General features: G+C 57.1%; 18 protein-coding genes. 10 read left to right on the top strand and 8 right to left on the bottom strand.

Annotated elements, in window-relative coordinates:
- Positions 1 to 232 precede the first annotated feature (232 nt).
- The 7 genes from Mal65_RS12090 to Mal65_RS12060 are packed head-to-tail and all read right to left on the bottom strand — an operon-like array spanning position 233 to position 8,131.
- Entirely contained in the window at positions 233 to 1,312 is a 1,080-nt protein-coding gene (locus Mal65_RS12090; protein ID WP_145304862.1) for a Gfo/Idh/MocA family protein, read from the bottom strand.
- Between the two features lie 2 nt (positions 1,313 to 1,314).
- A complete protein-coding gene (locus tag Mal65_RS12085; RefSeq protein ID WP_145297766.1) occupies positions 1,315 to 2,562 on the bottom strand; it encodes an extracellular solute-binding protein in 1,248 nt (415 codons plus the stop codon).
- Positions 2,563 to 2,614: 52 nt separating this feature from the next.
- Complete coding sequence (locus tag Mal65_RS12080; RefSeq protein WP_145297763.1) at positions 2,615 to 3,763, bottom strand: CaiB/BaiF CoA transferase family protein; 1,149 nt, start codon at positions 3,761 to 3,763, stop codon at positions 2,615 to 2,617.
- Positions 3,760 to 5,295 (bottom strand): alpha-L-fucosidase, encoded by a 1,536-nt coding sequence (locus tag Mal65_RS12075; RefSeq protein ID WP_145297761.1) that lies wholly within the window; start codon positions 5,293 to 5,295, stop codon positions 3,760 to 3,762. Before Mal65_RS12075 ends, Mal65_RS12080 begins: the two co-directional genes overlap by 4 nt.
- A 4-nt stretch (positions 5,296 to 5,299) precedes the next feature.
- On the bottom strand, positions 5,300 to 5,830 hold the full coding sequence (locus Mal65_RS12070) for a MaoC family dehydratase (RefSeq protein ID WP_145297757.1): 531 nt from the start codon (positions 5,828 to 5,830) through the stop codon (positions 5,300 to 5,302).
- Positions 5,823 to 6,968, bottom strand: coding sequence for a CaiB/BaiF CoA transferase family protein (locus tag Mal65_RS12065; protein WP_145297754.1), 1,146 nt, complete (start codon positions 6,966 to 6,968; stop codon positions 5,823 to 5,825). The genes Mal65_RS12070 and Mal65_RS12065 overlap by 8 nt, the downstream gene beginning before the upstream one ends.
- Entirely contained in the window at positions 6,965 to 8,131 is a 1,167-nt protein-coding gene (locus tag Mal65_RS12060; protein ID WP_145297751.1) for an ABC transporter substrate-binding protein, read from the bottom strand. The genes Mal65_RS12065 and Mal65_RS12060 overlap by 4 nt, the downstream gene beginning before the upstream one ends.
- Positions 8,132 to 8,304: 173 nt before the next feature.
- Between Mal65_RS12060 and Mal65_RS12055 the strand changes: the two genes are divergently transcribed.
- The 4 genes from Mal65_RS12055 to Mal65_RS12040 all read left to right on the top strand — a co-directional run bounded on the left by Mal65_RS12055 (position 8,305) and on the right by Mal65_RS12040 (position 11,716).
- Positions 8,305 to 9,099 carry an IclR family transcriptional regulator gene (locus Mal65_RS12055; protein ID WP_145297748.1) on the top strand — a complete coding sequence of 265 codons (795 nt, stop codon included), beginning with the start codon at positions 8,305 to 8,307 and terminating at the stop codon, positions 9,097 to 9,099.
- A 1-nt stretch (position 9,100) separates the two neighbouring features.
- Positions 9,101 to 9,556, top strand: coding sequence for a MaoC family dehydratase (locus Mal65_RS12050; protein ID WP_145297745.1), 456 nt, complete (start codon positions 9,101 to 9,103; stop codon positions 9,554 to 9,556).
- Entirely contained in the window at positions 9,549 to 10,622 is a 1,074-nt protein-coding gene (locus Mal65_RS12045; protein ID WP_145297742.1) for an L-rhamnose/proton symporter RhaT, read from the top strand. The genes Mal65_RS12050 and Mal65_RS12045 overlap by 8 nt, the downstream gene beginning before the upstream one ends.
- A 200-nt stretch (positions 10,623 to 10,822) precedes the next feature.
- The gene (locus Mal65_RS12040) at positions 10,823 to 11,716 is read left to right on the top strand and encodes a family 43 glycosylhydrolase (RefSeq protein WP_196784783.1); all 894 of its coding nucleotides are present in this window, start codon (positions 10,823 to 10,825) and stop codon (positions 11,714 to 11,716) included.
- A 296-nt stretch (positions 11,717 to 12,012) separates the two neighbouring features.
- On the opposite strand, the gene Mal65_RS12035 is transcribed toward Mal65_RS12040, so the two are convergent.
- Positions 12,013 to 13,173: an AraC family transcriptional regulator gene (locus Mal65_RS12035; RefSeq protein WP_165701221.1), complete on the bottom strand. Its 1,161-nt coding sequence runs from the start codon at positions 13,171 to 13,173 to the stop codon at positions 12,013 to 12,015.
- Positions 13,174 to 13,434: 261 nt separating this feature from the next.
- Between Mal65_RS12035 and Mal65_RS12030 the strand changes: the two genes are divergently transcribed.
- From Mal65_RS12030 to Mal65_RS12005, 6 genes are read left to right on the top strand one after another with little or no spacing between them, the layout of a single operon-like run.
- Positions 13,435 to 15,150: a sodium:solute symporter family protein gene (locus Mal65_RS12030; protein WP_145297733.1), complete on the top strand. Its 1,716-nt coding sequence runs from the start codon at positions 13,435 to 13,437 to the stop codon at positions 15,148 to 15,150.
- Positions 15,147 to 17,426: an FAD-dependent oxidoreductase gene (locus Mal65_RS12025; RefSeq protein ID WP_145297730.1), complete on the top strand. Its 2,280-nt coding sequence runs from the start codon at positions 15,147 to 15,149 to the stop codon at positions 17,424 to 17,426. Before Mal65_RS12030 ends, Mal65_RS12025 begins: the two co-directional genes overlap by 4 nt.
- A gap of 59 nt (positions 17,427 to 17,485) precedes the next feature.
- Entirely contained in the window at positions 17,486 to 20,566 is a 3,081-nt protein-coding gene (locus Mal65_RS12020; protein ID WP_165701220.1) for a glycoside hydrolase family 2 TIM barrel-domain containing protein, read from the top strand.
- A 52-nt stretch (positions 20,567 to 20,618) separates the two neighbouring features.
- The gene (locus Mal65_RS12015) at positions 20,619 to 21,737 is read left to right on the top strand and encodes a glycoside hydrolase family protein (RefSeq protein WP_145297725.1); all 1,119 of its coding nucleotides are present in this window, start codon (positions 20,619 to 20,621) and stop codon (positions 21,735 to 21,737) included.
- Between the two features lie 55 nt (positions 21,738 to 21,792).
- Positions 21,793 to 23,094, top strand: a complete 1,302-nt coding sequence (locus Mal65_RS12010) for a family 16 glycosylhydrolase (RefSeq protein ID WP_145297722.1) — start codon at positions 21,793 to 21,795, stop codon at positions 23,092 to 23,094.
- Positions 23,091 to 24,347 carry a glycoside hydrolase family 117 protein gene (locus tag Mal65_RS12005; RefSeq protein ID WP_145297719.1) on the top strand — a complete coding sequence of 419 codons (1,257 nt, stop codon included), beginning with the start codon at positions 23,091 to 23,093 and terminating at the stop codon, positions 24,345 to 24,347. The genes Mal65_RS12010 and Mal65_RS12005 overlap by 4 nt, the downstream gene beginning before the upstream one ends.
- Positions 24,348 to 24,370 lie beyond the last annotated feature (23 nt).

Below are 24,370 nucleotides of genomic sequence, written 5' to 3'. Positions count from 1 at the left end.
TTCTCGAACTCATAGGGAAAGTGGCTCAGTCGTTGTGCGAGATGGATTTGGCTTTGCTTCGCTGTCTCGTGGGAGCACACGATCTTACTGAAAATCCGGGGGCGAGAGATGAGGCATGTCGAAAGTTGTGCTTCTTGAGTCGCTGAAGAGAGTCGCGTACCCAGATGAAATCTCAACACCTCCGCGGCCGTTTTGATCCAGCAATGAGCGTCAACCAACGCCAAAAAGTGGATCATCTTGCCGCGGCGTAGTCCACAACGCATCCGCCGGTGGCGTTCGATTCATAGGCGGCTTCGACACAGGCCATTGTGCGCATGACATCGTCGATCCCGGTGGGCATGACATCGCAACTGCCTTCGGCATGACGCTGGACCGACGCCATGGTTCCAATGAAGGCCTCCGGGAACCAAGAACCTTCCAAAGCAATGGTCTCCCATTTTGGCGGCTGGTCGTCATTCAACAAACAGATTTCGAACTGATCCGGTACGCCGTCGGGATAGTTCATCAGCAATCCCATCTTCGCTTTGACCGCACCGCGGGTTCCCTCCCATTTGATATAGCTTTGTTGATTGTGAAGTCCGAAATCGTAACCGTGATTGGTCAAGATCGTGGCTTGGACTTCGTCACCATAGTCCATCATGATCGTGCTGCGAGTGGACGCCAATTCACGCTGCTTGGGATGCTTTACCGTCCGCGCGTACACTTTTTCGGGGTCGCCAAAAAACGAACGAATCAAATCGACGTAGTGAATGCTGTGCTGCTGGATCTCCACCCGCGGCAATGGATGGATATGGGGGAACAGGTGCCAAGGCGTGAAGACCTCCACATGCACTTCCATGTGATGCAGTTCCCCCAGGAAACCCTGTTGCAACAACCAACGCGTCGCCAGCACGAACGGCGCGAACCGCAACTGGCAATTGATCGCCGCGTGATGCCCTTTGCGCTGACAGACATCGCGAATCGCTTGGGTCTGTTCCCACGAATCGCCCATCGGTTTCTGGATCAACACGTGTGAACCATCGGGCAACTGATCCAAAACGTCGACGAACTGTGGCGGCATCAAAGCCAAATCCCAGACGACCGATTCCGGCGCGTCGGCGACCGCTTGTTGCACTGATGCGTAAACGTTGGGAATCCCGTATTGATCCGCCAAGTCTTGTGCCTTCGCGATGGTTCGATTGTAGATGCCGTGTACTTGAAAACCGGCTTGCCGATACGCGGGCAAATGCGCATCTTTGACAATCCCGCCGGCGCCAAGAATGATGATCGGACGACCGCTTTCGGGCAGTTCAGGTTTGTATTGAATGTCCATCATCAGGATCCTTGAATTTCATCGATGCGAGACTGTGCTGCTGCAGTGATTTGTTCCACCGGCTTGTCCGAATCCATGGTTTCCAAGACCAAGTCATCAATGACGCCAGCCAATTGCGACCAGTTGGCCAGTCGCGGCAACGTGCGGGCGAATTCATGCAGCGATTTCAAGCGATGGTAATACGGGACTTCGCAATTCACGTCGGCATCCCACCAAGTGCTCTTGCGACAACCCGTTCCACCATTCAACGTCAAGCGTTTGTCGTTTTCACGGCTGGCCATGAACCGAATGAATTCATAGGCAACCGATGCATGCGGTGCCCCCGATCCGATCGTGTGCAGCCAGTAACAGTTCAATGACGCCGACGAACCATCGCGATCATGTGGGATCGGGGCCAAGTCGACCTTTCCTTTGACCACGCTTTCATCCACGACTTCGCTCATCGACGCGAACCCGAACCAATTCACCATCATCGCGACTTCGCCCCGTGCGAACGCCAGCCCCGATTTCACCGAATCAAGTTCCCGGCAATCGGGATGAATCGCGGTCGTATCCTGCAACAGTTCGCGATAGAAACGCATTCCACGATGGGCCGCCGGCGAATCCACGACCACTCGGTTGGTCGCGGGATCCACCAGTTCACCGCCGCGTGTCCAAACATGCAGTGCGAAATCAAACACCGTGTTGTGACCATCGGGAAATCCCGCCACCACGGTTCCGTATTGATTCCGCTTTGGATCGGTCAGAAAACGTGCGACTTGGTGAAAATCGTCCCACGTTGTCGGCACCACCAATTCGCGACCGGTCCGCTTGAAATAGCGATCACGGTTGCCGTCGTCTTCGAACAAATCCTTGCGATAGATCAAGCATTCCGGACCGTCGTGAAACGGCAAGCCGACAATGCAGCCGCCAAAGTCTTGAAAGCCCAACATCGACGGTGACCAGCCACCGGGAAAGTCTTCCGGCGGGTTCGCTTCGATCATCGGCCGCAGGTCCTCCAACGCGCCGGCCGCCTGCGCCTCGGCAATCCAGTCGGTCGTCATCTGGGCGATGTCCCAGTCGCCGCTTTTCAGCCCGCCACAGCCCAACGTGGCCTCGTACAGTGGATGCAAGTCCAACGGCACCGCTTCGATCCGCAGGGTGCATCCGGTCGACTCACAGAACGCGGACCACATTTGGTCGATCGACCGTTCAAAGGGTTCGAAACGTCGAACCGCAACCCGCAGCACGTTTTGTCGTTCAACAGTCACTTGCTTTGCCTGGAAAGTCCGGTGGGGATCGGAAGATTCGTTCAGCCGGCGATCATCCACCTGCAATCGCAAATTCGCGATCGATCGCCTCGTTGTGTTCGCCCAGATCACAGGACCCACGCGACGCCTTCAAACGCTGGCCGTCGATGCGAATCGGACAGCACGTGGTTTGATAACCGGTTCCGTTGCCGCGGGTGACTTGCTGGGTCATGTCCAAAACCTGGAATCCTTCGGAGTGCATCAGACGATCCCAGTTCAACACCTCGGCACACCAGATGTCTGCCGGTTCCAGAATCGCCAACCAATCCGCGGTCGGTCGAGTGACCAAGCGGTCGACCAAGATTTGTTTGATCTCGTCCCGCTGGTCGTACCAGCCTTTCGGATTGGTGTACCGTGTCAGTTCCTGACAATCCAACAGTTCGCCCAACTGAACGATGCTGGCCATCGCCAACGCCAGGTATCCGTCCGCGGTCTGGTAGACGCCGTACGGTGCCCCCAGCAACGCGTGTGCGTTGTTCGTGGCGGTCCGTTCGGGTTGCGAACCGTCTTGAAGATGCACGGTCAGCGGTTCGAATTGATAATCCAACATCGCTTCCAGCATGTTGACTTCCACTAAGCCGCCTTCGCCACGAATCGATCGCCGCACCAGACAAGCCAGAACACCCGTCACCAACAATGCACCAGCCCAGATGTCCGCTATCGCAACACCGACCGGAACCGGGCCGTCATCGGCATTACCGCTAAGCCACGTCATGCCGGATAAGGATTGGGCCAGCAAGTCCTGGCCCGGCTTGGATTTCCAAGGCCCTTCTTTGCCATAGCCGCTGATCTCGCCATAAACGATTCCGGGATTGATCGCTTTGACGCTGGCATAATCCAACCCAAGTCGATCGATCACGCCGGGCCGAAAGTTATGCAGTACCACATCGGCTTTCGCGATCAGTTGCCGAACCTTGGCAAGATCTCCCGCGTCTTTCAGATCGGCAACGTAGCCTTCTTTGTTGCGATTGATCGCATGGAAGATCGTCGATTCGCCGTCGATCTCACAGTCAGAAACGTACAAGTGCCGGCAGATGTCGCCCGTCGCCGGACGCTCGACTTTGATCACCCGAGCCCCCAAATCCGCCAACCGCAGACTGGCCGACGGACCGGACAAGAACTGACTGAGATCGATGACCAGGATGTCTTCCAACGGCTTCATGATTCACGTCCGATTTTGAAGACATACGCATACTTGCAATCGGTCTTCTCCGGTATCTGAATCATCAGCCCGTCCTTGGTGCGTTCCCACTGGATCTTTCCCTCGTGCCCCACCAATGTGACGTCGGTGATTTTCCCGCGATAGGTCGACGACCCCAGCCACACGATCTGCACATTTTCACCGTCGGCCGGTCGATCCAACGCGATGGCATAGAGATTGCCATGGTTGGTCGTGTAGCGAATGTCTTTGCTGCCGAAACCGTTGAATTTGACATCGGCCAGGTGCCCCACCGGCGTCGACGTCGGGCCTTCGCCGAACATCAACCACGGACGCGATCCATAAATGGCTTCGCCGTTGATTCGCAGCCAATCGCCGATGTCACGCAACACCTGTTGCTGATCCGCCGGGATCGTACCATCCGGCGCGGGCGCGATGTTCAGCAACATGCATCCGTTCTTGCTGACGATATCGACCAAGTCGTCGACGATCCGATCGGCCGAATACAGCTTCATGTCCGACGCGTAAGACCAAGTCGATGGAGAAATTGAAGTGTCGGTCAGCCAGGGATCAGGATAGACATCGGGCATCCGGCTGCGTTCCAAATCGACCGTGGCGGTTCCAATGGCCAAGTCGGGACGTTTATAGGTCAGCACGGGCTGCTGGCCCGTGGACGATGCGTGGTTGTAATAGCGGGCAACCATCTTTTGTCGTACCGATTCCGAAAGGATTTGCATGCGGTTGTCGAACCACAACATGTCAGGCGAATAACCCGTGACGACTTCGTTGACCTTTTCCAACCAGGTTCGTTCAAACTCGTCCGACGGCATCGGATAGGTCGACTTATTGGAATCCGATCCGTGTGGCAACGACCGCGCCTGGATCTCGATCGACGTCATCTTGGGGCCATACAACGACGCAAACTTCGGATCCGATGCGTCGGTGTTTTGATCCCACGTCGGGAACCAACCCCAGTGCCATGAATGGTGCATGCTGACCAAGAATTTCAGGCCGCGTTTTTCCACCGCCGCTTTCATTTCCCCCACCACGTCGCGGTGCGGTCCCATCTGTGCCGCGTTCCACGGATTCACTTTAGAATCCCACATCGAAAACCCGTCGGCATGCTCGCCCACCGGACCGGCGAACCGCGCACCGGCCTGGACGTATAGGTCCACCCACTGGTCGGCGTCGAATTTTTCCGCCGTCAGCATCGGAACAAAATCCTTGTACCCGAATTCGTTCAAGTCGCCGAAACGTTCCAAATGTTCGACGTTGTTCGGGTGTCCGGTCTTGTACATGTTGCGGCCATACCAATCAGTGTTGGTCTTGCCGCTGGGTGCGGAATAGACGCCCCAGTGTGCATAGATGCCGAACTTTGCGTCACGGAACCACTCCGGACACTCATAAGCCTCCAGTGATTCCCAAGTGGGCTTGAACGGTCCGTCGACCGGGTCGTCCGCATCGGCCGACGGCATCAACAAGAATGCCAGGGCGGCCATCACGGAGATGGACAAAGTCGTTTTTGACGTCTTCATATCACTACTTTTCGATTTGGTCCGTCCACTGGGAAGGGTCACGATACTTCACGGTCTGCAAATGCTCGGCATACAAAACCAAGTCGCCCGACACACCATCGCCCGACGTCTTGAAAATCTCATAGCTGACCACCACCAATCCCATCGATTCGTACTTGGGACGCTTCGATAGATGCGTGCGGATGGTATATATTGTGTCGCCAATGAACACAGGCTTGATGAACCGCAGTTTGTCATAGCCGTAGCTGAACGTGTGGACGTTATTGTTGGCCATCAGTCCCAGGCCATAGCTGAAGACTTGCGCTCCGGCCACCAACCGTTTTCCAAAGTTGCCTTCCGATTCGGCAAAGGGTTGGTCGGCAACATAGGGATGCATGTCCAACACCATCGCGTTGAACATCATCGCTTCGCCTTCGGAGATCGTTCGCGCGATCGAGCGACGTTTGTCGCCGATCTGGAAATCTTCATACATCCAGTCCTCCACGTTGTGCATGGGGATCTGGTGATGGACGGCGACAGGCGTTGATTCAGGCATTTAGCAATTCTCGCGTCAACGTGTCGGTGTCGGCGCCCACCACAGGCGCCGCCGAATCACAAAACAATCGTTGGCCGTCGATTCGGATCGGACATCGCAGCGTCCGCACGGATGCGTTTTCCCGCTGAACTTGCTGTTCCATCTGCAAAACGCGGTACCCGTCGCGCTGCCGCAGTTGTTCGTACGTCAGAACTTCGGCGCACCAAACGTCCGCGGCCTCCAACTGTTCCAACCAATCGGCGGTACGGTGCCGGGCAAGCCGATCGGCGATCAAGTCACGGATCTGGTCGGCATGCTGAAAACCCGACCTGCTGTCGACGTACTGCCGCAACTGTGGCAATTGCAACTGAACGGCCAACTTTGGCAGTGATCCCATCGCCAATGCCAAATAACCATTGGCGGTCGGGTACACACCATAGGGCGCACCCTGGTACGGATGCGCGGCAAAGCCGTGACTGCGGTTGGGCAAACGCTGGCCGTCGTTCAGGTAGGTGGTCAATGCTTCGAACTGCATGTCGATGGTCGATTCGACCAAACTGACTTCGACCAAAGCACCCTGCCCCGTTTTCCCCCGCCGCACCAACGCGGCCAGCAAGCCTTGCGCGAAGTGCACGCCACAGATCGCGTCGGCGGCGGCAACACCGATCGGAACCGGCGGACTGTCACGACGCCCGTTCAAATACATCAGCCCCGTCATCGATTGGGCCAACAGATCCTGCCCCGGCTTGTCTCGCCACGGCCCTTCTTTGCCGTACCCGGAGACCTCGCCATAGACGATCCGCGGATTCAATTGCCGGACCACGCCATAATCCAACCCCAACTTTTCCATCACGCCGGGTCGGAAGTTGTGCGTCATCACATCGGCACGCTTGACCAACCGCTTCACCTGCTGCAGATCATCAGGGTCTTTCAAGTTGGCCGCAAAGGACTGCTTGCCACGATTGATCGTGTGAAAGACCAGGCTGTCGCCGCCGACCATCAAGTTCTTGGTTGCCAAACTGCGGCACGCTTCGCCGGTTCCTGGTCGTTCAACCTTGATCACCTGGGCCCCCATGTCGGCCAGCCTTAGCCCGGCCCACGGCCCCGCCAAGTACTGGCAAAACTCCAGGACAACCAGCCCTTCCAATGGACGCATCATGACGGCACAACCTTTCTGCTGTCGCGATACATTTCGTTCAACGTCTGCAACACTGCCTTGGGGTCACCACCGTCGATCAAGTAGCGTCGGATCGGCGCCCCGCCTCCATCGCGGTCTTGAAAACGAAGGCTGCCGGAGAATCGAGGACGCAAATACGCGCGGTCCAAGCACGGCAACGTGTTGGCAAAGTAGTCGCATGTGCGTCGATTGTTTTCCGGATCGGTCCAGGCACTGCGATGTCCGGGTTGCCCGCCGTTTTCGACATACTGCGTCCGCTGGTATTCCGGTCCGGCGACCATCTGTGCAAACAACGCCGCGATGTCCATGTGTCGGCATTGGCTGGAAATCGCCAACCCCGTACCGCCCAGCGTTGTCCGCAACGGATCACCATCCATCGAAACAACGTCGCCGAAATGCAACAAGCGGCGGGCGTAACCGGCACGGCTGTAGTTGCTGTACCCGTACGCGAATGGACAATACGCGATGTCATCGCTTTGCGTCATCGCTTCGTAGACTTGGATGGGATTCCAATCGAAGATCGCCGCAGGCACTAACGACGCCAGTTCACGAAGCTGTTCCAGCGCTCGCACGCCCAAGTCTTCGTTGACCACCACATCCGGTGATTCGCACAAGTCGGATCCCTGAACACAACACAGCATGTAAAAGTTCATCAGTGTGTCTTGCGGGATGGCCGGCATGGCGACCAAGCCACGTTTGGCCAAGGCAACCAGGTCGTCCCATGTCCGCGGCACCGACACGCCGTGACGCTGAAGCAGATCCGGTCGCCACGAAGCCACCGGCGTGGCCGCGTCGATTGCCAAAGCCCACTGGCGATCGGCGTAGCGATAACTGCCGTGCGAGACTCCGACCGAATTGACGGCTTGATCCATCAAGAAATCCGCCGGCAGGACATCGTCCAAGGGCACAAGAATTCCATGCTGTGCGGCGAAGCCCGCCCAAGGGTGATCGATCACCAACAGATCAAACCGTGCCGCCAAATCTTCCAGTGGCTGGTCGGCAAACTCTTGCAACGAGCGTTTTTCCCAATCGATCGTCACCCCCGGATTCCGTTCAGCAAACCGCTGCGCCGCCGCGACCATCGGCACGAAACCACGAGTGTGGTTCCAGGTGATCCCTTTCAACAGAATCGGCGAATCGGACATGACCGTGACAGCCTCAGGTATTGGTTTGGCGGGCTTGAATTTCCTTCTCGCAGGCCCACGCTCATTTTCCGCATATGGAATTTTCTTTCCCTATATTGAACTCGCTCCGTTGACGGCGGTCAAGCCGCGTTTCTACACTGTGAATTACTTTTTCACCTAGGGAACACCAAGACGTGCAGGATTCCGCCCCTCCCGCCGCCGCCAAGTCGGAAACGGCCAAGTACAGCGTCCCGGCATTCGAACAGGGTTTGGACCTGTTGGAACTGCTGATGGATTCCCCTCTGCCGCTGTCGCAGAAGACGATCGCGAGCCGCATGCAGCGTCCGGTCAGTTCGGTCTTTCGTCTGTTGAATTGCCTGGAACAACGCGGATACGTCCAACGTGATCCCGAAACCAGCGGCTACAGCCCGACCATGCGACTGTACCGCTTGGCCCACACTTGCCCGGCTCATGTGCGGTTTCGCGAACTGGCCATGGCTCCGATGCAAGCGTTGGCTCGACAGGTCGGTGAATCCTGCCACTTGTCGATTCGCGAAGGCGATCGCGTGCGTGTCATTTACAACCAACCCAGCCCGCACATGCATTCGCTGAACGTCAGCGAAGACACGACGTACAGCCTGATCGACACGACCGCCGGCAAAATGCTGTTGGCGCATCTTCCCGCCTCGATACGTGACGGCTGGCTGGCAGGGCTGAGCGATTTCCAAGCGTTGAACAAGACACAACAAACCGAACTCAAGCAGCAATTGCTGTCGCTCCAGCGAAAGAAGGTCATGACCGTCCCCAGCCGTCTGACACCCGGCGTCTTGGACGTCGACGTTTTGCTGGAAGACGCTTGGCTGGGTGAAAACGCGGTCCTGGCCGTTCCCTGCATTCAGAAACGAAGCAAGACCGAAATCAAAACCGATTTGCTGCCCACCATCCAAGATGCGGCATCCCAAATCACCACCCTTTTGAAAGGCATGTGACGTGTTCCAGGAGATCTTTTACGAAGACTACCAGGTGGGTGATTCCCGGACGACGCTGGGACGCACCATCACCGAAGCCGACATTGTCTTGCACGCGGGCCAGACCGGCGACTTCTTTCCCCATCACATGGACGCCCAGTGGTGCGAGACCCAGGACTTTGGGCAACGTATTGTGCACGGCACGCTGACGTTTTCCGTCGGCGTCGGGCTGACCGCCGTGGTCGTCAACCCGCAGGGCATGAGCTATGGCTATGACCGACTGCGGTTCATCAAACCGGTCTTCATCGGTGACACGCTGCATACGGTGGTCACGATCTCCGAAAAGAAGGACCACAAGAAACGCGACAACGTTGGAATCGTGACCGAACACCTGGACGTACAGAACCAGCAGGGCGAAACCGTTCTGGTGTGCGACCATCTGTTGATCGTGAACAAGAAGGCGACTGACAATGGCTGACCCGGTCATCGGCGCCGCCCTGCACAGCATCGGCGCCCTTTCGTCGTCCAGTTGCTACACCCCGCAAAAGAAGACCAAGCTTTGGGCCTGGGAAAGCTATTGGATCTCGCAAGCCACCTTTGCCTGGCTGATCTTGCCCATCGTCGGCGCATTCCTCACGATCCCAAATTATATGGACGTGCTGGCGGCCAGCCCCACCGACGCGATGCTGCGGTCCTTCGCCTTGGGCGCGATATACGGTGTCGGCGGTCTGACGTTCGGGCTGGGCATTCGTTACATCGGGTTTTCGCTGAATTACGCGATCGCGATCGGCATCTCCGCCGGTCTGGGCACGATCTTTCCGTTGATCTGGACACCCAACGAAGGATTCGTGTGGTTGATCTTTGACAAGTTTTCGACCCTGCCCGGGCAAATTGTCCTGGCGGGCATCCTCTTGTCATTGGTCGGAATTTTCTTCTGTGGTTGGGCCGGTGCGCTTCGTGAAAAATCGCAAGGCGACGTGCCATCACAGTTCTCATTCAAGACCGGCGTTCCGTTGGCAATCATCGCAGGAACGCTGTCAGCGGTGTTCAACTTCGCGTTGCTCGCCGGCCAGCCCATTGAACAAGCCGCGTTGGACGCCGGAGCCAACGACTTGATGAAGATGAACGCGATCTATCCGTTCTCCAACGGCGGCGCATTCTTGACCAACTTCATTTGGTGTGTGTTTTTGTTTCGCCGCAACCGCACCGGGTCCCAGCTGTTCCGCTTGCCCGGCCAAGGTGGCGGCAAGCTGGCGTTCTATTACTTGATGGCACTACTAAGTGGGACGTTCTGGTACTTCCAGTTCTTCTTCTATGGCATGGGGCATGCCAATATGGGCGATACATACGGGTTCACCAGCTGGGGACTGCACATGTCGATGCTGATCCTGTTCAGCAACATTTTCGGCACGGTGTTCCGTGAATGGGAGAACGCCGGAAAGCTATCCAAACGGATCCTGCACATCGGGATGCTGATCATCGTCGCATCGACGCTCGTGATCACCTACGGCAACTATCTGGGGCAACAAACACCGGTACACTGATCGATCAACAGCAAGCCAGCGCTTTGTCATCCGTCCCCCATCGTCGCCTTTCCCCGCGGAAGTAGCGCCCGCCATGGACAAGAATGCAACTTTTTGAATCGCTCAGATCTGCAGGAAACAAAGTGACCCCCATCACTCTCATCTCGCTTTTGTTGTGCGCCTTTTGCACCTCGATCGCAAGTGCTCAAGTTTTCCCGACAGTGACCGTCAAACGAATCCCAATTTCGGGTATCGGCATCGAGGAAGGCGTTTGCCGCCGCGACCCCAGCGATATCATCCAAGTGGATGACCGCTACTACATCTGGTACTCCAGAGGGCCGATCAAATCGGGTTATAACGCAACGGTTTGGTACGCCACCTCACCCGATGGAATCGAGTGGACGGAACAAGGACAGGCGATCGGCAAAGGAGAAGCGGGAGCCTGGGACTTTGGCAGTGTGTTCACTCCTGGAATCCTAATCGCCGAAGATCGCTATTGGCTGTTCTACACGGGCACCTCGCATCCGTTTCAGCAAGGAATGCCCGATTCGAAAATTGGCTTGGCCGTTGCCGATTCGCCCGACGGACCTTGGCAGAAACTCAGCAACAATCCGATCCTACGCAACAGCGACAATATTGACGACTTTGACAGCCTGTTGATTGACGATTCCTGCGCGATGATCCGAGACGGAAAGATCTTCCTCTATTACAAAGGTCGCCAATTCGGAAGATCACCTCACGAGACAAAAATGGGCCTGGCAGTCGCTCGGTCGGCACAAGGTCCCTACCAGAAGCATAAATCGAATCCGGTCATTCAAGGTAATCACGCAATTCTCAACTGGCCGCAAGGCAAGGGTGTCGCGGCGATGATTGGTGTGACGGGGCCCGAAGATCTGAAGAACTCGGTTCAGCATTCCGAAGACGGAGTCCATTTCGCCAAAACTCACAACGTCATCGACGGTCCTCGAGCCGCAGGTTCGTATCGTCCCGATGCATTCACTGGCAGCCTGAAGGCCGAGCCAATCAGCTGGGGAATCGAGATTGGAAAACACCAAGGCAATCAATTGCCCTATTTGGAACGTGTCGAATTCCAATGGCCGGGCAACCAACATTGAGAGGTAGCATAGGCGTTTTCGAAACGAGTCATATGAAGTTGCCGGACATTGTTGCATCCATTCTTGACGTGCTTGCAAGGCTGAAGCCCCATCTGTCATTGCCAATCGCCTCGCCGCAACCTCAAACGCGTCTCCACAAAGTCGCCTTTCGCTCCGCGAAAGTAGCGTCCCGCCCCAACACCCCCCGAAATTTCCCCCGTCCCCTTAATCCGAACACAGTCGCCTTTCGCTCCGCGAAAGTAGCGCCCCGCCCCAACAACCCCCGAAATCCCCCCCGTCCCCTTATTTGCGAATTACTAGCCGCCGCGGATCTGGATTCGGTATTTGAGTGGCGTGATGCCGAATTCACGCCGGAAAACTTGGGACAGGTATTCGGGTGAACCGAAGCCGGCACGATCGGCGACCTCGGGGATGGTTCGGTCTGTATCGACCAACAACGCTTTGGCCCGCTCCAGATGCACGCGACGAATCTCTGCAGCCGGCGAGCGTGAAAGCACGCGTTGAAATTCGCGTTCCAATTCACGTCGCGACATCGGAACGGCTTGCAAAATATCCGCGACGGTGATCGGTTCGGAAGCGTGATCGCGGATGAAGCGAACGGCCAACGCCAAGTCGGGTTGATCGATCGCCAGCACTTCCGTCGATCGCCGTGCGTGGATGCCCAGCGGCGGTATGCGTAACGCTCCCTTGGGCGGTTTCCGGCCATCGATCATCCGATCCAAAACCTCAGCGGCCCGATAACCGATCTGTTCCGAATCCACCTGGATCCCCGACAGCGGCGGGCTGCATGTTTCGCAAAGCAAGTCATCGTCGTCGCCGGCCAGAACGGCAACTTGCTCGGGCACCAAGATCCCACATTCTCGGCACACCTCGATCAATTCGCGTCCGATGCGGTTGGCCCACGTCAGTATCCCGATAGGTTTTGGCAATGCTTGAACCCACCGCGCCATGTCGGCTCGCCTGGCTTCCCAACCGGTGCCCGTCCCACGCTTGGGTCGATAAACCAAGCAATCGCTGCCCGAACGCTGCACGCTGTCGACGAACGTGTCGCAGTGCAGACCGACCCACGCAATCCGGTGTGGCCCACAGTAACCGAAGTGCTTGAGGCCACGATCGACAAAATGGGTCACCGCCAATTCGGCGGATCCGACCACGTCGTTGGTCACCCGCGGCAAGTCGACGCTGCCCAGTTGGATGGATGAAACGTTGACGATCGGCACCCTGGCGGATTGCAGTTCTCTGGCCAGTTTTGTCGTTGCGACACGTGCCAGAATGCCGTCGCCGGACCAGCCGGGCGGCAGGTGCAGCGATTCATCTTGGCCACGGGCCTCGATCCACAAATGCCAGTGTGAACGCTGGTGAGCGTACCGGATGATGCCCCGAACCATGCGTCGGCCCCAACCCGTCGCGGTATCGACCAGCACGGCAATCTGTTTCTCTTGTTTCGTCTTGGGCATCGTGTCGGCCGGCGAAGCGACGCGGAACATTTTCCCGCACAGACTACCACATCACCTGACGCAAATTCTAAGTTTTCTTGCGCTTTCTTTTTCTGGACATTGGCGTCGCGTCGGGAACAATATCCTTCACGATTTCTATTCTTCCCGCCTCCACCACCCCGCCCCGTTGCCGCCCCCGTTTGGCCCGAGCCGTTCAGACGCGGCGTCACCAACGTGCTGCGACACGCCGATCGGGGCCACGCCAGTGGATCCATCCCCGCCATGACACTGACCGATTATCTGGTGCTGCTGACCTACCTGCTTGGCATCTTTGCCGTGGGTGTTGGGTTGAGCGCGAAGGTGAAGAACACCGGTGACCTGTTTTCCGCGGGCGGTCAATCGCCGTGGTGGGCGTCGGGGCTTAGCGCGTTCATGACGATGTTCTCCGCCGGGACGTTTGTTGTCTGGGGTGGCATCGCGTATCGGCTTGGGATCGTCGCGGTGATGATCAACCTTTGCTACGGCGTCGCCGCGGTGTTGGTCGGATACTTCGTCGCCGGTCACTGGCAGCGGATCGGGATTCGCACGCCGGCGGAGTTTATCGAAAAGCGTTACGGCGTCGGTCCGCTGCACTTTTACACTTGGTCGATGATGATCTATCGCATGGTCGGCGTGGCGGTGGCGTTGTATTCGTTGTCGGTGTTGTTGGTCGCATTGATGCCGTTGGCCGAAGGCAACCCGCTGCGAGATCCGGCAACCGGCAACCTGTCGATCACTTGGGCGATCCTGGTGTTCGGCGGCATCGTCGTGCTGTACACGATGGTCGGCGGGCTGTGGGCGGTGCTGATGACTGACGTGTTGCAGTTCATCGTTTTGAACTTGGCCGTGCTGTTCATGATCCCGCTGATCGTGGCGGACGCGGGCGGGATCAGCTCGCTGATCGATCGTGCACCGCCGGGATTTTTCAATCCCGTGTCAGGCGATTACACGTGGTTCTTCTTGGCCGGTTGGGTCGCGATCCACTTCTTCATGGTCGGCGCGGAATGGGCGTTCGTCCAGCGGTTCTTATGCGTGCCCAGTGCGCGTGATGCAAAGAAGAGTGCCTACCTGTTCGGCATCCTGTACCTGGTCAGCCCGATGTTGTGGTTGTTACCGCCGCTGGCCTATCGCGTGATCAATCCCGATGCGGATCCGGAACAAGCGTACGTTTTGTCGTGCCAACATGTTTTGCCGATCGGCATGTTGGGCTTGATGATCGCGGCCATGTTTTCGGCGACGGCCAGCATGGTCAGTTCGCAGTTGAACGTCTTCGCCGGCGTGTTGACCGAAGACATCTACAAACGCGTGCGTCCGCAATCCGATCAACGGCACTTGTTGCGTGTCGGCCGCGGGATGAGCTTCGTTCTGGGAGCGATCCTGATTGCGTTGGCGATTGCCGTTCCCGCAATGGGCGGTGCCGAAGACGTGATTGTGACGATCACCAGTTTGATGGTCGGACCGCTGTTAGCGCCGACGATTTGGGGGCTGTTCAGTCGACGCATTTCACAGACGGCCGTTTGGTGCACCGCGGGCGTTTGTTTCTTAGCCGGTGCGGCGGTGAAGTTCGGCTGGCCCGACTTTTTTGCCGCCTATGGCAAGTACCCCGACGTTGTCGTCGGCGTGGTCTTGCCCGTCGCGGTTTTGACCGTCGTGCAATTGCTATCCAAGGGCACGTCGCCCGGTTGGTCACGTCTTCACCACACGGCAAAGGCTGGCCAAGTCGCGAACAACGCATCGAGCCCCGTTCCAACGACCTTTGATCCCACGCCCGGCTTCATCGTGTCGGGCGCGTTGATGGTCTGTGGCTTGATGATGTTCGCGTTGTTGTTTGTCAACACGCAGAGCCTGGCAACGATCGGCTACTTTGCCAGCGCACTGATCCTGCTGTCTGCCGGAATCGGTTACGCCGCCCATCGCAAATCTCGCACAAACCTTTCACAAATTTCGACACCATCATGATCAACGACGGACCCGTCGCCGAAACCAGATCGCCTCTGGTCAAACAAATTCAAACTGACCTTGTCGTCGTCGGCGGCGGATTGGCCGGTGTGTGCGCCGCCATCACTGCGGCTCGTGCCGGCATCCGCGTGGTCTTGATCCAAGACCGACCGGTGCTGGGCGGCAACGCATCAAGCGAAGTCCGCTTGTGGGCGTTGGGCGCGACGTCGCACATGGGCAACAACAACCGCTGGGCCCGCGAAGGCGGCGTGATCGACGAGATCTTTGTCGAAAACACGTATCGCAACAGCGACGGAAACCCGCTGATCTTGGACACGATCCTGTTGGAAAAGGTCGTCGAAGAACCCAACATCACGTTGCTGTTGAACACGGCCGCATTCGAAGTCACCAAGAGCGACCCGGACACGATTCAGTCAGTGCGAGCGTTCTGTAGCCAGAACAGCACGATGTACGAAGTGTCTTCGCGGTTGTTCTGTGACGCGTCGGGCGACGGCATCATCGGTTTCATGTCGGGTGCCGCGTTTCGCATGGGCGCGGAAACCAAAGAAGAGTTCGGTGAACAGTTCGCACCCGATGAAAGTTACGGCCAACTGTTGGGCCATTCGATTTACTTCTACACCAAAGACACAGGGCGACCGGTTCGATTCGTGCCGCCCAGCTTTGCGATCAAAGACATCAAAGCCATTCCGCGTTGGCGAAACTTTGCGGTCGGCCAAGACGGTTGCCGACTGTGGTGGATCGAATACGGCGGTCGTCTGGATACCGTCCACGAAACCGAAACGATCAAGTGGGAATTGTGGAAAATCGTTTACGGCGTCTGGGACTACATGAAAAACTCGGGGAAATTTCCCGAGGCTGAAACGTTGACGTTGGAATGGGTCGGCCAGATCCCCGGCAAACGCGAAAGTCGTCGTTTCGAAGGTGACACGATGATGATCCAGCAAGACGTCATCGAACAACGACGATGCAACGACGCGGTCAGCTTTGGCGGATGGGCCGTCGACCTGCACCCGTCCGATGGCGTTTACAGCGATCTGCCCGGTTGCAATCAGTGGCACAGTAAAGGCGTCTATCCGATCCCCTTCCGTGCGATGTACAGCCGTAACATTCGCAACCTGTTCTTGGCCGGTCGGATCATCAGTGCCAGCCACCTGGCATTCGGATCGACTCGCGTCATGGCCACGTGTGCCCACAACGCTCAAGCCGTCGGCATGGCGGCGGCGATCTGTCATCGAGACAACTTGGTCCCCAAGGATTTGTTGGATGAAGTTCGGATGCGGGGGCTGCAGAAAGAACTGCTGCGGACCGGTCAACACATCCCACACGTCTTGATCGATGACGAAGCCGACTTGGCGACCAAGGCGACGGTGTCGGCCAGCAGTGAACTGCAATTGCAAAGCCTTCCGGCGGGCGACGACTCGATCCCATTGGAAAGTCCCGTGGGGATGCTGTTGCCAATCGTTCCGGGCAAGCTTCCGCGATTCCAGTTTCAATTGGATGCCAAGTCGGCCACCGAGATCCAGTTTGAACTGCGCGGCTGCACTCGCGAAGACTCCTTCACGCCCGACGAAGTCCTGGCAAGTCGCAACGTGGCGGTGGACGCTGGACGCCAATCGGTGGAAGTCGATTTTGACGTCACGATCGATTCACCGCGTTATCTGTTTGTCTGCTTGATGGCTAACCCTGACCTCACGGTATCACTCAGCGACCAGCGCATGACCGGTGTCTTGTCGGTGCACCACACGCTGGAACGCAAAGTCAGCAATTCGGCGGTTCAAGATCCGCCGGACGGTATCGGCGTCGAACGCTTTGAATTTTGGCTGCCTCAACGAAGGCCCGCCGGCAAGAACTTGGCGATGCAGATCACACCGCCGCTGTCCGGGTTCGGTCCAGCCAATGTCATCACCGGGCCCGAACGTCCGACGTCGGGCATCAACGCTTGGGTCGCGTCGCCCGATGATGCGTCACCGACGTTGGATCTGAATTGGGAACAACCGGTCACGATTCGGCGCGTCGTCGTCGCGTTGGACACGGACCTGGATCACCCGATGGAAACCGTGCTGATGGGGCATCCCGAATCACGCATGCCGTTTTGTGCGGCGAACATTCGCGTGACGGATGATACGGGGCTTTGCTTGGCCGAGGTTTCCGACAACCACCAAACACGTTGCGATCTGTCGTTCCCCGCGACGCAAACCAGCGGGCTGAAGATCGAAGTCAGCGGCACGGACAACAGCATCCCCGTCAGTGTGTTCCGCGTCCGCGTCTTCGAATGACCGTGAACGAGCCCTCAGCCAACCGAATCCAGCAATCCCACCCCCATCAATTCCCTCCGATGTCCCACCTATTCGATTCGCCGCATTTCCCCCTGGTTCGAATCTGTTTCGTTCTCGGGTGCATGCTTTCGTCACCGTCAGCGTATACACAACAGCCATCTGGCGAGGACGAACAAGTCGTCTCGCTTGGCAGCGAGTGGAAATTCAATACGTTCTTCGGCGAAGGTTCTGATCCGCACCGCATTCAGGCCGGTCCGGATGACATCGTGATTGACAATGCTAACGACGATCTTGTCGAGGTCGTTGGAAATTGGGGACGCAAAACCGAAGGCGATCGCGACACGAAACTTTGGGGCGACGACTATCGGACCCGGTTCTACACTGACGCAGACTTCGTTCCCGGAGAATCATTGCCGGCCGTCCGATTCGACACCACGCCACCGCGTGCCGGCCTGTTCGAACACTTCGTCTATTATCCCTTTGGTCATCACCTGACCACGCGAGTGCGGATTGCTCACGCCGACGGAACCGACACACACCATATCAGCCAGCGTGTGCGATGCGGGCAATGGGTCAGCCTGGGCGTCTATCGATTGGGTCCCGGCGGCGATCATTTCCTTGAAATGTCCGCCATCACGCCCGGTGGTGTTGCCGCTGACGCAGTGATGTTACGTCCGGTTTCCGATGCACAGTGGTTGGCATCACGTGCCGACATCCGCAACGCACCATCGCCCGAATTGGATGATTCCGATTGGGATGCGATCCCAGTGCCGGGTCACTGGGGCATGCGGAACGAGTACAGCAATTACAACGGAAAGGGTTGGTATCGACGATCTTTCACCTTGCCCCAAACCTGGCAACGCGATGAAAGTCGACGCATCCGCTTGCGTTTCGAAGCCGTCTATCACTTGGCTCGCGTCTTTCTGAACGGTCGGTACGTCGGACGTCATCAAGGCGGGCTGACACCGTTCGAATTCGATGTCACGGACCAGGTGAATTTCGACGGAACAAATGTGTTGGCGGTCGAAGCCGACAATGACTTCTTGGTCGGCGCGACGTGGAATTGGGGCGGCATCATCCGTGACGTGTCGTTGATTCAAACCAGCGATGTCCGTGTGTCTTATCAGTACGCTCACGCGGAGCCTGATTTGGACGCCGGCACTGCGGCGATCCAAACAAAAGTCCGCGCGACCAACGACAGCACGCGACAACGCACGGTCGATCTGCAAACTGAACTTTACGACGGTGATCGGTTGTTGGGCTCCGGCACGGCCACCATCACGGTGCCGGCGAAGAATGACCGCGAAGCCACCATCAACATCGACTTGAAGCCCGCCGACGTGCACCTTTGGCACTTCGACCGACCGCATATGTATCACGCCAAAACAACGCTTCGTGAAAACGGTTCGTCACAGCATTCACGCAGCGATCGATTCGGCATTCGCAAGGTTCAGATCAAACCCGAAGGCTTATGGCTGAACGGCGAAAAGGTCCGCTTGGCGGGATACAACCGCGTCAGCGACCATCGTTACTGGGGCAGTTCGGAACCCGAGCATGTGCTGCGGCACGATGTCCGACTGATGAAGAATGCCAACGCGAACTTCATGCGGATCATGCACGGCACGCAAAACAAACGGCTGATCGAACTGTGCGATGAAAACGGCATCCTGTTGTTCGAAGAGGTCAACGTTCGCGAACTGACCAACCCAGAACTCACACCGCCCGACTATCCACTGACGCGTCAATGGTTGCGGGAGATGATCGAGCGTGATGTGAATCATCCGTCGATCATCGGATGGAGCGTTGGTAATGAACTGAGCAACCATTACACGTATGTCGCCAAGATGATCGATTACGTGCATCGTGAACTGGACCCGCATCGCTTGGTCAGTTGTGTCAGCAACACGGGCTATCGCGATCACGAGACCCCGGTGAACGATCCGCTGGGCGAATCCGATGTGATGCTGCAGAACTGCTACATGCAGCGGCCGACGACGATGATCGAAGCCCTGCATCGGAAGTGGCCGAACAAGCCGATCTTCTTTTCCGAGTTTGGCATGGGCAAATTCACCGAAGCCAGTTTGGACGGATCGCTGCCCGAACTGGATCAGTGGAACGCGTGCATCCGCGGCCATTTTCCGTTTGTCATCGGCGCGTCACTGTGGACCTACAACGATTACCGCAGCGGGTACGCACAAACGTTGGAAGACGAAAACCGTGCATGGGGCTTGGTCAATGTTTGGCGACAGAAACGACGATTGTTCGCGCAGTGCCGATCGGAAAACAGCCCCGTTTTGGACATCCAAATCGACGCGGTCAATCCCAATCAAAACAATGCGTCGGTGAAGATCCCGATCCGCGGTCGCGATGACTATCCTTGCTTCACCATGCAAGATTACGACCTGGTATGGCAGTTTCGCGATTCCGATGGCAACACGCTGCTGACCGAGTCGATCGATTTGCCGACGCTTCAGCCCGGGGATTCGCCTTGGACCGGAACGATCCACTGGCAAACGTTCCCCACCGACGCGTTTGACTTAGTTGCACGCTTGGTGACACCCAACGGATTCACACGCTACGAAACGGTCCAGCGGTTTGCGGTTCCGCAAAAGCCGACCGGCGCAACGGCGATCGCAAGCCACGATTCGATTCGCGTCTTCTTTGATCGGCCCGCGTCAGCCGACGAGTGGTTCGTTCGCTGCAGCGGTCCCGACGGAACGACCACCGAAAGCAAGCGGACGATCGATCCCTACGTGGATCTGAGTGAACTGACCGCCGGCGGCGGTTATCAAGTCCGCGTCATCACGTCCAACGCGAAAGGCGACAGTGTTCCGTCGCAACCGATCGATGTGACCACCGACGGCACGATCTTGCCGCCAGTCATCTGGCACGCTTTCGTTCACGATGGCCGACTGGTCGTTGGGTACTCCGCCCAGCCGGATGATGCGACCTACGTCGTTCAGTACGGCGAGGACGAATCAGATCTTTCCAGTGAACTGCAAACCGATCTGCGAGGCATGCTGTCAGTCGATGTGAACGATGCCAAATCAGTATCGCTTCGGATGAAACGAATCGCATCGGGTAAAGAAAGCGGGTGGTCGAACATCGTGAACGCCACCGAAGACGTCTTTGCCGAATGATTTCCCGCCAACCTGCCCTGTTTTTCCAAACCCCACCCCACGAGCCCACCCCATGAAAGTCATCAAGTCCATTGCCTGTTCGCTGGTCCTGTGCTGCATCGCTTCGATCGGCCTCACGAGTCCCGCTCGCGCCGAAAGCCCACATACCGATGATCCGGCCCAGTTGAACCTTCACGCGATGCTGTCGCCCGTTCCCGCATCGGCGAAGTTCATCGACGAAGGCTATTACATTTGGGGCGGCAGCATGGTACGTGACGCCGACGGCAAATGTCATCTGCTGTACAGTCGCTGGCCGCGTGACTTGAAACACGGTGCCTGGGTGACTCATTCGGAAATCGCACATGCCGTCGCCGATCATCCGTTGGGGCCGTACAAGCACGTCGATATCGCGTTGCCCGAACGTGGAGGCGAATACTGGGACGGGCTTTGCACTCACAACCCGACGGTGCACGAGTTTGATGGAAAGTATTACCTGTACTACATGGGCAATACGGGCGATCGGAAGCCCACCGAGCGGCTGAATTGGACGCACCGAAACAACCAGCGGATCGGCGTCGCCGTTGCCGATCATCCGGCCGGTCCGTGGAAGCGTTTTGATCAACCGCTGATCGACATCACACCGGATGAATCAGCCCACGATGCGTTGATGACCAGCAACCCGTCGATCCTGCGGCGTTCCGATGGAACGTTCGTGTTGATTTACAAAGCCGTGGGATTGAAACGCGAACGTCCCTTCGGAGGTCCCGTCGTTCACTTGGCCGCCACCAGCGATTCGCCGACCGGTCCGTTTGAAAAGCACATGAAGCCGCTGTTCACCGTCCCAGGCGAGAACTTCTCCGCCGAAGATCCCTTCATTTGGTCGCAGGGCGACACTTGCTTGGCGATCGTTAACGACCATCACGGCGCGTTCAACGGTTTGAATACCGATTCACTGTCGCTGTTCACTTCCAAGAACGGACTGGATTGGGAAATCGCCGCCAACCCGCTGGTCACCGCCCGCGAACTGACGTGGGCCGACGGGACTTATCAAAAGTTGAACCGTTTGGAACGTCCTCAATTGTGGATGGAAAACGGCAAGCCTGCGGTGCTGTTCTGCGCCGCCGAAGAAACCGCCCAGCAAGTGCATTCCTTTAACGTCCACATCCCGCTGACGCCGCCCGACGCAAAGTGATCGGCATGGCAATCCCAACCACTTTCCCTTTCTCCTTCACTCCCACCATCCCACAATGTCACGCCTTCACGTCTATCTTCGCCCTTTAACGATCGGCATTTTGGCCGTCTTTTTGGGCGTCGTCGCACCACCGTCTTTTGCGGAAACTCCCGCCGATCCGTCGCCGACTGTCTCACAACCGCAGATGGATCTGTCTGGTTGGAAACTCGTGTGGCAGGACGAGTTTGACTATCCGAACGAAGATTTGGACAAACACTGGGAATCCCAAAATGCCCCCAGCCATCACATCTTGTGCAGCCGATGGCGTGAAAACGTGGTGGTCAAAGATGGCATCCTGCACTTGGTCAATCGGAAACAGCAACGCGGTGGCCAAGACTGGACGTCGGGCAGCATCTGGACGCGAAAGAAATTCAAGTACGGCTATTTCGAATGTCGCTATCGCTATGCCGAAGCCACCGGAACGAACAATTCATTCTGGCTAATGACACGAGGCGACGACCCGACCGAAGGCAAGCGATTTGAAATCGATATCAACGAAGGTCACTATCCCAATGAAGTGAACACAAACATTCACAATTGGTCCGACGTCGTGGTCGGCGATGATGGAAAGAAGTCTCATCCGTCGGCCCACAAAGGTTTCGCCTTTGGCATGCGTCCGGACTATTCGTTGCCGCTGGAAATTCCCATCACAACCACACGTCTGCGTTTAGCCTCCAACACCAGCCCGCATTTTCATATTCGCGAACTCCGCGTCTTTGGTGTCGGCGACCGGTACCCAGATCCACTTTCGGAATCCGCCGACCAAGACATCGACGGTCTGGTCAATCATGCCGCCGACGCATCCGCCCGAGTCACCGCCAGTGGCGTGTTCAACCCAAACACTCGTCCCGAGCATGCGGTCGACGGAACGATAAGCACCAGTTGGACATCGCCCGACGATGGCGAAAAATGGATCGAACTGCAATGGCCTGATCCGATCACCATCGGCTGCGTCCAATTCATCAATGGCTGGCAAAAGGATGGACACTGGACCGGATGGGGCCAAGTCAGCGACTACACGATCAAAGCCCACGATGGCAAAACTTGGCAGGATGTGGCCACCATGAATTCCAAGGACGAAGCTGACTTTGGTGCCAACTATCACACCTATGGTTTGCTGTGGACCGAAGACGAATTGGTCTTTTACCAGGACCGCAAAGAACTTCGTCGCACGCCCAACGAGTTTTGCAAAAGTGAATGCCCGATCTGGCTCAGTGAAGCCATCATCCATTGGGCCGGCACCGTTTCCGACCAAATCGACGGGACCAGCATGAAGGTCGATTGGGTTCGCTATTATCAAAAGGAAAATGAACGATGAATGCGATATCCCTTTCGATTCGGTCATTGATTGTGTTGACCCTGACCTTGCCAGCGGTCGGACGTTGCCACGCACAGGATTCCGTGTTCCCGCATAAAATGCCCGAGCAACGGCCCAAAATCCCGCTCAGTTCCGCAATGCACCGGATGTTCGACTATCCGGCACCTCGCGTCCTAGACAATGAATTGTTTTCACAGTTCAAATACACTCGCCTGCAAGGATTCGACTACCACAACGGGGACGGAACGATTTCACGGCGCGATCCGTCGCGTCCGATCCGCGTCGGTGATACTTATCACATCTGGTACACCCGCCGCCAATCACCGGTCCCGCCCATCGGATGGAATCGTGCTGATGAAGCCACCGATGCGATCCCGTCCACCGATTGGGATCTTTCTGACATCTGGCACGCGACCAGCAAAGACGGAATCACTTGGCAGGAACAGGGTATTGCCGTCGCGCGCCCGCCCAAACCCGCCCCCGGTTGGCGTTCGGTTTGCACGCCCGACATCTTGGTTTGGAAGGGCAAATATTACCTTTATTATCAAGCGTTCAACGAACCCAGTGGTCTTCGTGGGGACCTTTGCCCGGTTTCCGTTTCTTATGCGGATTCACCCGACGGCCCTTGGACTCACGGCGGCGACGCGATCATTCCGTTCGGCAAACCCGGCCAGTGGGACCAAAACGCCACGCACGATCCGCACCCGATTGTTTATCAAGGCAAGATCTATCTTTATTACAAAGCGGCGTACAACAAATGGCCCGACAAACGTGACGTGTACGCCGTTGCTCATGGCCTAGTCACCGCCGATGACCCGCTGGGGCCCTTTCACAAACATCCGTTGAATCCGGTTCTGAATTCCGGACACGAAACCACCTATTTTCCTTTCCGTGGTGGCGTGGCCGCGCTGGCGATCAAAGACGGCAATGAACGTGACACGATGCAGTATTCGCCCGATGGCGTGAACTTTGAAATCGCGTCGTGTTTGTCGCTGACACCCACGGCGGCCGCCCCTTTTGCGCCGGACATGTTTACCGACACCAAAGACGGACGCGGATTCACCTGGGGACTGTGCCACTTCGTCAACGCGGGCACGCCACAGAAGAGCTATTCGATCTTGGCACGTTTCGACTGTGACTTCAGCCTGGACGTCGACCAGCCAGGTTTTAAAAAGACCGGGGTCTGGCACAAACCCGACGTCTACTTTGAACAAGGCATGCACACCTTGGAAGAACACCCCGAAGGCCGATAAGCCGCCGCCGTCCGTCACCTAAC

The sequence above is a fragment of the Crateriforma conspicua genome (assembly GCF_007752935.1).
GTDB lineage: Bacteria > Planctomycetota > Planctomycetia > Pirellulales > Pirellulaceae > Crateriforma > Crateriforma conspicua.
Note: the sequence above shows the minus strand (reverse complement) of the source record. Positions and strands in the feature narration are given on the sequence as shown.